A 13,229-nucleotide genomic window follows, 5' to 3' on the forward strand; every position below is an offset into this window, starting at 1 on the left:
CCTGACAACTACTGGTCAACGCAAACCAAAGGTATCGGGCAGATCTTTGACGAAGTCAGCTTCCTCTCCACTGTACATTTTTGAAATGTCCTCAAAAGATTTAATAAGGTTCGCTTTTTCGTCATTGCTGAGCAGGTCAAGATCGGCGGCAATGCTTTCCATCATCTCAATTGCAGCATCGGGATTTAGGGTATCTTCATCATTAAATTCCAGGAAAATAGCGAAATCAGCGATAATTTTTACTAATTGATTTGGATTACTCATGGACAATTTTAACCTCTATGTTTTTGATTCCGAGCTCATCAAACATCTTTTGAGCGCGGTTTGCCTGTGTCTGATTTGGCACTTCCCAGCGTCCAGTCATGCCGTTGTTTTGGAGTGCTTCCGATTGTCTTAGCGCCTGGTTTTTCGCTTTTGCCGTTGTCACGACCGAAATTTTACGATCAATCATGATATTACCCTCTACTCCATCAAAACGAACAGGACGAGTAATTCCTTTATCATCAATGCGATCGATAGCGGGTGCTTGCCCTTTTTTGGTTTCAATATTGGAACGAGCGCCGGAGGCAGAATCATTGTAATCTCTGGCTCTATTACTCATACGTGCATTTTCGTCCACCCATTTAATGTTGATCTCATGGCTGGCTTCATTAATGAACTTAGATGCCGCTTCCAGATCGCCTGCTTTAAGCGCCTTTTCCGCACCCTTAATGGCTTTGCCCGCAACATCCCCTGCGCCAGGAATGATGCCAATCGTCGCCGCCAGATAATCAAGCGCACTGTGCGCTTCCGCGAAGCTCTTGATATCACCCACGACCGGGACAAAATCTACACCGAACAACGCCATATCTTTTAGCGCTTCCCGACGCTCGGTGTACATTTTAACCGCGCAGGCTTCGGCGCTCATCCCGCCACAGTTTTCGCGCTTATAGCGTTCGTTTTCGGCCTTCACCTGCTCTTCGGCGACCTGCGCGGTGGTTTTACCCTGTGCCAGGGCCGCGGCGATGTCGCCAAGGGAGTTATTCTCAACCGTAGTCTTGCCTGCCTGCGCGCCTGCCACGGCAGAAGCAGAGCTGTCGCCCACCAGTCCGCCGGAAAGTCCCGCCGCCAGCGTCGCCAGCGCAGAAACCGTCTGCTTCTGCGTTTCATCCAGCTTATCGGCAGATTTGCCGTACATCTCGAGGGCGATCATCCCCACCAGTTCGCCCGTGGCGGCACCGGCAGCACCCGCCAGCGCGTTTTGTCCCTGGGCGGCGGCGAGCGCAGCGTTGACCACCGCGTGCGCGGCAACTTTGCCCTCGTTGCTCAACCCGCTGCGGTGCCCAATGACATCAGCCAGATACGGAGCGGCACCCCCGGCGAGGGCCGCGCTGAGATCGCTCCCGGCCAGCCCCTGAACCGCTGCCGTCGCCGCCTGAATCGCCCGCTGATACTCTCCGCCGGTGCCAAAGCCGGAGGCATTCATCGCATCGTTGTACGCCGTCTGGTAGATCTGGCCGTTAATATCTTCCAGCGTCGCGGTTTTGCCCGGGTTGGCTTTCTCCCACGCCGCTTTCGCCGCCTGCAGATCCTGCGCGTTGACGTGGTTCAGCTTCTCTTTCGCCGCGTTGGTGGCGCGAATGCTGCCCTCGGTGCGGGCAATATCGGCCACCTGATTGCCAATGTCGCCGATCAGCTGCGCCTGCTGGAGTCGCTCCTGCTCTTTCTCCTTATCGAAGATAGGGGAGAGCGTCTGGTTGGCATGCTCCACGTCGCGGCTGAGCTGGTTGACATCCTGAACCTGACGATCCTGGTCGCGAACGATCAGGGTGCCGTCCGATACTGCAGCGTGCGTGGTGCTGCTGTCGTGCCCGTCGCGGTTCGCGCCCACCAGCAGGCCGTTGGCCATGTTGCCGGCAAACTGGCTGCCGATGCTGCCCCCGGTGCTCATGCCCACGCTCTGGTGTTCCACTTCGAAATCGGCGCGGTTTTCGATATCGCTAAAGCCAATAGTGCCGGTATCGAGACGGTTTTTATCGGCGGTCGCCGTCGAGCCAATCACCGCCCCGTTGAGCTGGGTATGTTCGCCCACGGTCACGTCGTAGCCGCCTTTGCCGGCGAAGATCCCGGTCTGTTCCACCACCGAGTCGTAGTTGCTGTGCATCTTGTCGCGGCTGACGTTGACGCTGGCCGAGCCGGTCATGGAGCCGATGCTGAAGCTCCCGCCCGCGCTGGCGTTCTGCTGTTTCGAGTCGTAACGATCGCTGTCCTGCTCGGAGGTGAGGGTCAGGTTACGGCCAATGTCCGCTTTCACGGTTTCGCCGCTTACCTGGGCCCCGGTCAGGGTGGCATCACGTCCGGTCAGGATATTCACCTGGCGGCCCGCGTCCACGGTGGTCTCACTGTGGGTGGTGCCGTTGCCGCTCTCGTTGCCCTTGCCGCGGTTAACGCTGGCGGAGATGTTGATGCCCGCACCGCCGGAGCCGTATCCGATGCCCACCCCGACGCTGCCGCCCTTGCTCTCGTTTTTGCCGTCCAGCAGCTGGGTATTTTGCGCCGAGCGCAGGTACAGATCGCGGTTGGCGGCAAGAGTGATATCGTTGCCCGCCTTCAGCTGGCTGCCCTCCACGGTCAGATCCCCGTCCGCGCCGCGCGCGCCGCTGCCGGTGGCGATCACGCTGAGATCGCGCCCGGCGTTGAGGGTGCTGCCCTGAGCGGTGTTCTGCTCGCTGTACTGGGTCGATTTCGACGACTGGCTGCCGTAGGAGAGGCTGATACCCACGGTGTTGGTGTTTGATTTGTCCGCGCCCAGCGCCTGGTCCATCCGCCCGGCCTGGGCAGCCTGCACGCCGGAGAGCGCCGCCTTCACGCCCTGCAACGCCTGCAGGCGGCTGCTGCCGGAGGATTTCGCCTGCTGCGAGGCCTCGACGGCGCTGTTCAGCGCGCTGCCGACGGTGCCGGAGAGCGCCAGGGTCAGCCCGGAGGTTTTCTGCTCCACCTCGTGGGTCTGCTGGCTGCGGTTATTCACCGCCGTAATATCGACGTTTTTACCCGTGAGCGTCATATCCTGACCGGCCACCAGATCCGAGCCGCTCACCGTCAGGCGATCCCCCGCCCGCAGGGACAGGTCGCCGTTGACGCTGCCCACCGTGCTACCCGCCTGGGTGGCGTCCGCGCCGGTGTCGGTGGTTTTGATGCTCTGGGTGCCGACGCTAAAGCCGATCCCGCCCGAGCTCAGCAGCCCCGATTTTTTCTCCTGCTTCTGGTGCAGCTCGTTATTGCGCTCGGCCTGGGTCTCTATGTTCAGGTTATTGCCTGCCAGCAGAGAAACATCCCCGGTGCCCGCCACGTTGCTGCCGCGCACGGTGAGATCGTTTCCGGCGGTGAGGTTAACGGTGTTGCCGTTCAGCTCGCTGCTCTCCACCGTCTGACGATCAATCTGGTCGCGGGTGGTGGTGGTGGTTTTCGACAGCCAGCCGTTACCGCCCACCACTTTATGCCGTTCGTCCAGATCCTGCGTATTCTCACCCGCTGCCAGGGTCAGGTTATTCCCGGCGCTGACGTTAAGTGCCTCTCCGGCGGAGAGGGCAGCGGCGCGGGCGTTGAGATCGTTACCGGCGGCCAGAGTGACGTCGCCTTTGCCCGTCACTTCACTGCCGACGCTGTTGGTCTGCCCCTGCTTCAGGCTGTTGTCGGCATCCCACACCAGGTTATCGCGGCTGGCGGTCTCTACCGTATTCAGGGTCATATCCCGCCCGGCCACCAGCTGCGCTTTGCCGTTCTCGCCGCTGGCGATCACCTGCGCCCCGGTCAGGGTGATATCCCGCCCGGATTGCAGCGCCAGCTTACCGTCGTCGCCCTGCACGTAAATGCCGGAAACGCTGTCGAGGGTGGTGCGGGCGAAGCTGTTCTCGCCGTTAACGCTTTCGGCGTGGGTGGTGGTGCTGATGAGATTGATGTCGCGTCCGGCGCTGGCCAGCACGCTGCTGTCGCCCACGATGGCACCGCCGATGTTGTTGATATCGGTGCGGGCGTTCAGGTTGACGTCCGCCCCCTGAACGGTGCCGGTCTGGTTGGTGATGTTGTCGGCATCCAGCTGCAGCACTTTGCGCCCGGCAATCGTGCCACGGTTAAACAGGTCGCCGTTGAGCTTGATGGAGACGTTGTTCCCGGCAATCAGCGCCCCGGAGCCGTCGATATCCCCCTGTTTCACTTTGGCGTAAACCTGCGGCACCAGCACGTTCTCCATCGAGCCGTCCGGCATTTTCACCTGGGTGTTGACCAGCCAGACAATATCCCCGGTCAGGAGCGCCATCTGCTCCGGCGTCAGCGCCACGCCGATCTTCAGGTCGTACTGCTTGCCGAAGGTGATGCCGCGATCCATCAGCGCTTTGTACTGCTCTTCGTCGTTGTTGTAGCCGTCGAGATAGCGCTGGCCGGTAATGCCAATCACCTGCTCGCGGATCAGACGCTGCTCGTAGTAGCCATCCCCCAGCCGTTTCTGCGTGCTGTCACCATCGGCGGTAAAGGCGTTCTGCATATAGTCGCTGCCGAGCCACTGGCGCTCGTTGGTAAAGCGCGGATCGGTCTCCACCAGATACGGCACCTCCGCCGACGGGTTCACCTTGAACAGGCTGTTGTCCGGCAGGGTGGTGTTGGGGCCGATAATGCGGATCGCGCCATCGGCCGGAGTCACTTCAAACTGCTGTCCGGCAGGCGGGGTCACCGGCTCGCCCGGCGAAACGGTCTGCTGCGGCGCGGGTTTTACACCCGCGGCCTGACCAATGGTCACGTCCGTTCCCGACAACACCAGCGGGGTGATGCTGAGGTTGCTTCCGTCGACGCTGCCGTTGCTGATCAGCTGGCCCGGTTTGAGGGCGATATCCTGAATGGTGGTTGGCGGCGTGTAGGCCGTGCGGTCGCGCCCCTGTTCATCGTCGCCTTTGTGGCGAATGCGGTAGTAATGGGTGACGGTGCCCTCATCGGTAGTAAAGCGCTGGCCGGGTACGTCCTCGTTCTGCACGCTGCCCATCTGGTCAATCGCCAGGGTGCCGCCCGCGATCACCTGGCTCTTGTCGTTAAACAGTTTGTCGCCGGTCATCAGCAGGTTGCCGCCAGCGAGGATCTTCGCCGGGTCGCTCTCTTTGATGCGCGTTTCGTCAATCGTACGGGTGTAGTCGTACTGGTTAAAGTTGTCGTTATTGGCGCCGGTATCTTCTGGCGTATTCAGGTTACGCAGCCCGTCCGAGGAGTTGTCATCCACCCAGACGCCGTCCTCAGTTGAACTCCAGCGGTTGGTTGAACCGGAGTGCTGATAGTCGGTGAGATCTTCCTGCGACACCCGCACCACCTCGGTGGAGAAGTGGTCGTCGATGTTGTTGATCTGCCCGGCGGCAATCGCCATATCCCCGGCGGATTCGATGGTCGAGCTGTGGTTGTTAATGGTCCCGGCGCGACCGGTGACGGCGCCGTTGTCGTCCAGCGCCCCGCCAATAGCCATACTGCCCGCGCTGTAGATCAGGCCGTGATCGGCGTTATTCAGCGTCTGCACGCCGAGGTTCACTTGCTCGCGTCCGGCCAGCGTTGCCGCGGTGCCGTTTTCCGCCAGGTTGTTGAAGGTGATTGCATTCACGCCCACGGCATCGCCGTAGATCCGTCCGGTGCCGATGTTGGTCAGGGTATCGGCGTTGATGCGGGTGGCGATCCCGTCGATCAGGCCGGTATTGCGCACCGTGCCGGTGGCGGTCAGGGTGGTGCTGCCCGCATTGATTTCGCCGCTGGCGAGGTTAGTCAGGTTGGCGCTCTGCACGTCGAGGGCGCTGCCCGCCATCAGCTGGCCGCTGTTGGTCAGATCGCCGTCGGTGGAGAAGGTCAGGTTGCCGTTAGCGATGGTGGTGCCGGTATTGTTCACGCCGCGGGTGCTGTGGAGATCCATATCCCCCAGCGACAGCAGCTGGCCGCTGGCATCCAGTGATGCCGCCTCCACGCTCAGGGTTTTACCCGCTTTAAGGGTGCCGCCCGCGTTGATCAGATTCAGTCCGCTGCCGCTGAGATCCAGCGTGCCGCCGGAGGCCAACGCCCCGGCGCTGTTGTTGAGCACGCCGCTGTTATGAATATCCAGCGTGTTATTCGCCAGGATGCTGCCGCGCTGGTTATCCAGGGTTCCGGTGTTCAGCGTCAGGCTCTGGCCTTCCAGCCCCTGGTTTGCGCCGAGGGTATCCTGGTTAATAACGTTCAGGGCATTAAGGGTCACGCTTTTGCCGCTGCGGATCAGCCCGGAAGCGTTATCCACCATTCCCCTGGCGCTGTCGAGGAGCAGATCGCCCACCGACTGGATCTGCCCGCCGCCGTTTTGCAGGCTCTGGCTGTGCAGGGCGGTATCGGCCTCGCCAATCACCCGTCCGCCGTTGCGGTTATCCAGGCTGGTGGCCGCAATATCTGCCGTGCCGCTGGCCGCCAGGGTACCGGCCTGGTTATTAAGGCTCTCCGCCGAGAGGTTCAGCGCCCCCAGGCTGTTAAGGGTACCAGCGCTATTATCGAGCACGCCGGCGGTGACGTTCACGCCGTCGCCCTGCAGCACGCCTGTATTATTGCTGAGCTGCGTGGTGGTCAGGGAGAGGCTCTTCGCCGCCGCCAGCTGCCCGGCGGTGTTGTTCAGCGTATCGCCGTTAAAGGCGAGGCTATCCCCGGAGAAGGTGGTGCCGTGGCTGTTATCCAGCAGGCGGCCGCTCAGGGTCATGGCCCCGACCGATTTCAGCGCGCCGCCGCTGTTGCTGAGCGAGTCGAAACCGGCGGTCAACGTCCGGTTCGCGCCGATCTGGCCGTCGGTATTGTCGACAGCGCCCGCGTTGAGGCTGAAATCGCCGTCGCTCGCCAGGAAGCCGCTCTGGTTGTTCAGCACGCCGCTCTCAAGACTAAGGGAGCCCTGAGAGAGCAGGGCGCCGGAACGGTTGTCAAACGCGCCGCCGTTCAGGGCCAGGGTTGCGCCATCGGCGACAATCACCCCCTGCTGGTTGTCGAGGCTCCCGGCGCTGATGCGCTGGGTTTTCGCCGCCTCGATGCGGCCTTTGGCGTTGTTCACCGCCTGCTGGCTGACGATTTCACTCTCGCCCGCAGCGGCAGAAATCAGCCCCTGCTGGTTGTTGACCGTCCCGGCCTCGAGGCGGGTGTTGCCCGCCACCGCCACGATCTGTCCGGCGGTGTTGTCGATGTTGTCAGCCTTGAGCTGCACGCCGTTGGCCGCGCCAATCTGCCCCTGCTGGTTATTGAGGGTGCCAGGCAGATCCACTGCGAAAGCACTGCTGCCGCTGTGGGCGATTTTGCCTTGCTGGTTGCTGAGGTCGTGGGCGCTGAGGTTAATCGTCTCCGCGCTCAGGGTCCCCCCGGCGTTGTTGAGCATCTTACCGCTGCGAACGTTCAGTTCGCTGGCGTTGACCTTCGCGCTGGCGGTGCTTACATCCCCCGCACCGCCGTCGAGCAGTACACGTTTCGCCTGGGTCTGGCTGCCGCTGACGTCCACGCCCTGGCCGCGGGCGCTGAGATTACCCCCCGCCAGGGTTTGGCCGTGGGCGCTGAGCTGACCGCTGGTGCTGATTTCAAGATCCCCCGCGTCGGCGAGCTTGCCGTCGCTTTTCACCCCGGCGGCCAGCACGCTCTGCTGGCTCGCGTTGAGGCTTGCCGCGTTGACCCGGACGTTATTGGCGGCGGTAATCACGCCGCTGTTGTTGAGCTCGCTGGCGGTGTGCAGGCCGGCGCTGTCGCCTGCGCGCACGGTGCCGCTGTTCTCGATGCGCCCGTCGGCGGAAATGGTCACGCTGCCCGCCTGAGCGCCAATGGCCCCGGCGTTACGCACTCCGACGCCAGTCTCGGTGCCGACCATGCGGATTTTGCCCGCGTACATGCCGCCGAGGCTGGCGACGTCCACCGCCAGCTGCGGACGGGTGGCGGGATCGTCGCTGCCTTTTTCAATCACCTCGTGGGCGGCATCCACCTTGTTGCGCCCGGTGGTGACCTTCAGATCGTTGGCCCACAGCCCGGCGTTAACCTTCACCGAACGGGCAATGATGTCGGTGTAATCCGCGCCGGAGGTGTCCATCCCCGCGCCGTCGACCACCACTTCGCCACGCTCGACGTTAAACCCGGTCAGCGCGCCGTCCTTCATCTGCGGCTGGCCGGTGGTGAGGGTGGCGCGGTTGGCGTTGATAAAGCCGCAGCCGCTACAGGTGATGCCCGACGGGTTGGCGATCACCACCTGGGCTTTTTTACCGGCCACTTCGATCATGCCGTTCAGCTTGCTCGGGTCGCGGGAGCTCACCTCATTGAGGATCACTTTGGCTTCGCCTTTTGCCAGCCACGGGTTGCCCGCCACCATCCCACCGATATTGGTCTGCACGTTTTTGTGCGAGTTGTTGAGGATCGCCCCTTTGCTGTCCACGTCGAACTGGGTGTAGTTGTTACGTGACACCCCGGCAGCGGACGGGGTCTGGATATTGACCTGCGGCGTGCCGTTGGCGCTGTTGATGACCGTTGGCTGCTGGTTTTTTGGCGCACCGGCGTCCGCCACGATAGCCGCCTGCGCCGTCTGCACGGCTCCCATCGCCAGCCACAGACTAAAGCTGATAGCGCTCACCTTGCCGATAAGCTGGCTGTGCGTATGGCCGATGCCGGAAGAACGGGACGAACCGGCGCGGCCGGAGCGGGCGATATCCGCCACTACCATCAGCATGCCGCGCGCTTTGTTGAAGACAATTCGGTACAGGTTCTTATTCATGGTTCGTTCCTTTAAACGCTTCCGGCAGGCTCACGGTGAGCGGGTGATTCTGTTGCCACTCTCTGGCGTGTTGACGGCTGACGTGGCTGCCGTGGAACAGCATCACGCGCTTGCCACGTTCCGCGCCGCGGTGATACAGCGCGCGGCAGACGTGGTCGGGGAAGATGTCGCGGCGCATCAGGTTATACATCGCGGGGGTATGGCCGAAGGGGGCGATCCAGTCGCAGAACCAGATCCGATCCCCGCTGTCCCAGTCCTCTTCTTTCATCTCGATGGCCGGGCGGGTGAGGTAGCGGGCTTCCGCCTCCTCGTTCATGCTGGCCCAGCTGAGGAAAAAGATTGGGCGATCGTTTTCGCTGACCAGCACGTACTGCTGGCGCTTGATGATCGGCAGCAGCAGGGTGGGCAGGGCGTGCAGCGGGGCGTCCCGGTGCATCGGGGAGTGCATCCACAGCCAGACGGTGGCCCCCAGCACTTCGGCCTCGCTCTCCTGGCCGCCGAGGATCAGCGGCGCTTTGATATCCAGATGTCCGACGCGCATCACCAGCTCCAGTTCAGGTTAAAGCCGAGCGTGAGATCGCTGGTTTCAAAGCCGTCCGGCTTCGAGAACGGCGTCCCGGCGAACAGGTCGTAGCCGGTGTTAAAGGCGTTGCCGCGCAGGCCCGCCACGCCGCCTGCCAGGTGTTTACCCACCTGCAGATCCGAGCTGTAGCCGCCCACTTCGCCGTAGTCGGCCCCCAGATAGAACTCCTGATTCGGCAGCGGCGTGCGCCAGGCGAGATCGTTACGCACGTACCAGCCGTGGCTGGCGCTCAGGGTGCGCTCGCCGTCAAAGCCGCGCACCGTCCAGCGGTTGCCGATGGCGAACTGATCCTGCGGTGTCAGCGGCGTGTTGCTGATCTGGCGCAGGTACTGGACGTTGTAGCGGAAGTTTTGCGAGCCGATGGCAAACGGCAGATCGAGTCCGGCGCTGAGCTGGGTAATTTTGCTAAGCGCAGTGGCATCGCCCCAGTACTCTTCCGGCGCAGGCTGAGCGCCAAACCAGCGCGTGCCGCGCTGGTAGCTAATGCCTGCATCCAGCGTCGCCTGGCCGATGTAGTGGCGATGATCCAGCCCGATACGCCAGCCCGCGGTCTGACGGTGCTGGACGCCCACTTCCGTATCGTCGATATAGTTGCGGGTCTCCCGCGCCAGCACGTCGTAAGAGAAAGTGGTTTTTTGCGAGCCGCTGCGGTGCAGCACGCGGCTGAGCTGAATGTCGAGGTTTTTGCTTTTACCGCTGTAGCGATAATCCTGATTGAGGCCGGCGACGGTCTGGTGGTAGTCATAGTCGCTGCCGGTGACGCCCAGCATCCAGTAGCCGAAGGGCACCGAGTAGTGGGCGGTGTAGTTTTTGCTGCCTTTGCCGCCTTTGTCGTTCAGATCGTGGCTGGCCGAGACATACAGCAGGTCGCTCAGGGAGAAGGGGTTATCCAGCGACAGGGTGACGCCGCCCTGGTAGCGCCCGGTGGTTTCGGTTCCGGCATCGTCCAGCGACAGGCCGATACGCCACATTTTGCTCTGCTTACGGGTGATGACCACGTCGCTCTCGCCCGGGTTCTCCCCCGGCAGCAGCTCCATGTTGGCCTCGACCGTCGGCAGACGCTGGAGGTTTTCCAGCCCCTGTTCAATATCGCGCAGATCCAGCAGGTTCCCCTCGTGGGCCGGGAAGGCGCTGTAGAGCTGGATGTAGTCGTCGCTCTCTTCGGTGAGCTTCACGTGGCGAATGGTGCCCGGCACGATGGCCAGTTTCAGCGTCCCGCTCTTCAGATCCTGCGACGGGGCCAGCACGCGGGTGGTGATCCAGCCGTGGTCGACGATGCGGTTCTGCATGGTGCTCATCAGCAGGTTGATCCCTTTTCCGCCCAGACAGCGGCCCTGGGCCTGGTCCGCAATCCGCTGGAGCGGCAACCAGTGGGGCAGGGCGTCCTGACCGCTCAGCTCGACGCGGTTAATCGGGAAGCAAGGGGATTCCGTCGGGAAGGCAATTTTGCCGTAGCCGGAGGACGGCTCGGAAAGACGCACATCGGGAACGGGCGGGGTTAATTGCTGCTCTAATGCTCTCTGGCGCTGCTGCTGAATAATAAATTGATTATCCGGCTCTGCGGCAAGGGCAGGGAACATTAACGTCAGGCCAGTGGCTGTCGTTATTATCAGGGCGATATTATGGCGGGCTTTCATCGGCGAATCCCTGCTGTGTAAGCAAAATGAATACAATGTGAATTTGTGTAAAATTGTTTAAGTATTGGGAAGGGAAAAAAAGGGGGATTAATCCTAAAGCACAGAATTATCCGAGTTTTGGGCTCCTCAAATCTGGTAGGTTCGGCTCTGGAAAGAATATATCGGGAGTTTCACGTGGATGTGGGGGGAATATCCACGCGAAACTTAAGTGAAATTAATATCTATTTCTGAATACGGTCGACACGAACGACCGGCGGGGTCATTTTTTTATCCAGACTGCCATTAATGCTGATCATCTGATCGGGTTTTACCGTGCGTCCGTCAAATACGGCTTGCGGAATTACCGTATCAATAGTGCCGGTTTTATCGCGGAATTTAAATTTATCGCCACCGGAGCCATCGATTAAATTCCCGCGCAGGGAGATGGTCGCGCCATCGTGCATCTCTTTAGCCTGCTCCACGGTCATGATTCTGGCATCCTCGGTGCCGCGATAACCCTCGTCCAGAGAATGCGGCGGCGGAGGGGCAGCATCTTTCTCCAGTCCACCTTTATCTGCGGCATACGCCGTTGAGATTAAAAGACAACACAATAAGGGTGCGACGGTTAATTTCATACTGCCTCCTTAGTTTAACTTGCTTGACAGATTAAGCCTGGTTGCTATTTTTTATTTTGCAAACAGGAACAGTCTTAATCCACTTTATCTATAAAAATCATCTGGCTGTATAATCTTAATAAGCGAAACGGTGAGGTGATATATGGCGAACGCAAAAGAAAAATCCCCGCCTTTGCCCGGTGTGAAACAAAACCATGCTGCCCTGCAGTTTGAATACAACGCCCGCCGCTTCGGTTTCGTTCTGCTATTGCTGATTATTGCCGCTGCGCTGCTGGGGCTTTTTTCCGGCGGATATTTTAGCGAAACGACAAAAACCAACCCCACGCACAGCGTGCAGGTGGAATACCAGCGCTTTGGCCGACTGCAATCTGCCGTCGAGTTGAAAATTACCCTGACGGGTCAAAGTAATGCCCCCCTGACGCTGCGTATTGGTGGGGAATATATGGCGCGAACGCAGACCGATAATATCTGGCCGCAGCCTGACGAAATGCACAGCGAGGGCGGGGAGCTGGTGCTGGTTTATCAGGCAGCGAAACCGCGGAAGGATTTTACCGTCTGGCTCTATACCAACCCGGATCGGCCCGGTAAAACCGTCACCACTGTCACAGTCAATAATCAGCCGGGTCTCTCTTTCTGGCAATTTATCTATCCGTAGGGGACCAGTATGGAAATGATACTCAGGGCGGTGGCAATTTATCTGATTCTGCTGGTGGTATTTAAAATTGCCGGACGCCGGGCGCTGCTGCAAATGACCAGCTTTGATCTGATCCTGTTATTAATTATTAGTGAGGCCACCCAGCAGGCGCTGCTGGGGGAAGATTTTTCAGTAACTGGTGCCATGCTAACCATTATTACGCTGGTCATGATTGATATGCTGTTCGGGGTGGCAAAAAAATATATTTCCGGCGCGGAATCGATGCTCGATGGCTCCCCGGTTATTCTGGTGGTGCACGGTGAGTTACAAAACGAAAAATTAAAAAAGGTGGATGTCTCCTGTGACGATATTCTGGTATCGGCCCGGCAAAATCACGGCATATATCAGTTGGAAAAAATTAAATACGCAATCCTTGAACGAAATGGGCATATTTCGATTATTCCCGAAGAGAGTGAATCATGAAAGAAAATATCTGGAACCAGGCTAAAACGACCAAGGAATTGACCAGTCAGGTCTCGACGGTGTTGACCGATCTGGGCTGGCTGCTCACCACGGCCGAGTCCTGTACCGGCGGCAATGTGGCCTCGGCGCTCTGCGCAGAAAAGGATACCGCTTCGTTCTTTGGCACCGGCGTGGTGACTTTCAACAATGAAGCCAAACACAAGGTGCTGGGGGTCAGCAATGCCACCCTGGAAAAGTACACCGCCGTCAGTAGCCAGACGGTGGGTGAGATGGCCGAAGGGGCGCTGAAGCTGGCCGATGCGGATATCAGCATCGCCATCAGCGGCTATGCCGGGCCGGACGGCGGCGAGGATGGCACCCCGGCGGGGACCGTCTGGTTTGGCTGGTGCTTTCGCGGCGAGGTGACAACCGCCGTGCAGCACTTCACCGGCGAGTGTGAAGACGTGATTGAGAAAGCGGTTCGCTATGCGCTCTCAGAACTGTTGCGGCAGATCCCGCACTGGAAAAAGCAGCTGCATTAAGGAGAGGT

The 13,229-nt window shown here is 60.1% G+C and carries 8 protein-coding genes; 3 read left to right on the plus strand and 5 right to left on the minus strand.

Annotated features, from left to right (window positions below):
* Positions 1-15 precede the first annotated feature (15 nt).
* The 5 genes from V7Q49_RS21750 to V7Q49_RS21770 all read right to left on the minus strand — a co-directional run bounded on the left by V7Q49_RS21750 (position 16) and on the right by V7Q49_RS21770 (position 11,583).
* Positions 16-264, minus strand: coding sequence for a hypothetical protein (locus V7Q49_RS21750; protein WP_333855102.1), 249 nt, complete (start codon positions 262-264; stop codon positions 16-18).
* A complete protein-coding gene (locus V7Q49_RS21755) occupies positions 257-8,749 on the minus strand; it encodes a two-partner secretion domain-containing protein (RefSeq protein WP_333855104.1) in 8,493 nt (2,830 codons plus the stop codon). Before V7Q49_RS21755 ends, V7Q49_RS21750 begins: the two co-directional genes overlap by 8 nt.
* Positions 8,742-9,290, minus strand: coding sequence for a toxin-activating lysine-acyltransferase (locus V7Q49_RS21760; RefSeq protein WP_333855106.1), 549 nt, complete (start codon positions 9,288-9,290; stop codon positions 8,742-8,744). The genes V7Q49_RS21755 and V7Q49_RS21760 overlap by 8 nt, the downstream gene beginning before the upstream one ends.
* Positions 9,290-10,912, minus strand: a complete 1,623-nt coding sequence (locus V7Q49_RS21765; RefSeq protein ID WP_333855176.1) for a ShlB/FhaC/HecB family hemolysin secretion/activation protein — start codon at positions 10,910-10,912, stop codon at positions 9,290-9,292. The genes V7Q49_RS21760 and V7Q49_RS21765 overlap by 1 nt, the downstream gene beginning before the upstream one ends.
* A 278-nt stretch (positions 10,913-11,190) precedes the next feature.
* Positions 11,191-11,583, minus strand: a complete 393-nt coding sequence (locus V7Q49_RS21770; RefSeq protein WP_333855110.1) for a YdeI family stress tolerance OB fold protein — start codon at positions 11,581-11,583, stop codon at positions 11,191-11,193.
* A gap of 142 nt (positions 11,584-11,725) precedes the next feature.
* On the opposite strand from V7Q49_RS21770, the gene V7Q49_RS21775 reads away from it, so the two are divergent.
* Genes V7Q49_RS21775 through V7Q49_RS21785 form a run of 3 tightly spaced genes read left to right on the plus strand, consistent with a single transcriptional unit; the run spans position 11,726 to position 13,221 of the window.
* Positions 11,726-12,238, plus strand: coding sequence for a hypothetical protein (locus V7Q49_RS21775; protein WP_333855112.1), 513 nt, complete (start codon positions 11,726-11,728; stop codon positions 12,236-12,238).
* Between the two features lie 9 nt (positions 12,239-12,247).
* Positions 12,248-12,700, plus strand: a complete 453-nt coding sequence (locus V7Q49_RS21780) for a DUF421 domain-containing protein (RefSeq protein WP_333855114.1) — start codon at positions 12,248-12,250, stop codon at positions 12,698-12,700.
* The gene (locus V7Q49_RS21785) at positions 12,697-13,221 is read left to right on the plus strand and encodes a 2-oxo-tetronate isomerase (protein ID WP_307763218.1); all 525 of its coding nucleotides are present in this window, start codon (positions 12,697-12,699) and stop codon (positions 13,219-13,221) included. Before V7Q49_RS21780 ends, V7Q49_RS21785 begins: the two co-directional genes overlap by 4 nt.
* Positions 13,222-13,229: the final 8 nt, after the last annotated feature.

Source organism: Leclercia sp., assembly GCF_036780805.1.
Taxonomy (GTDB): Bacteria; Pseudomonadota; Gammaproteobacteria; order Enterobacterales; family Enterobacteriaceae; genus Enterobacter.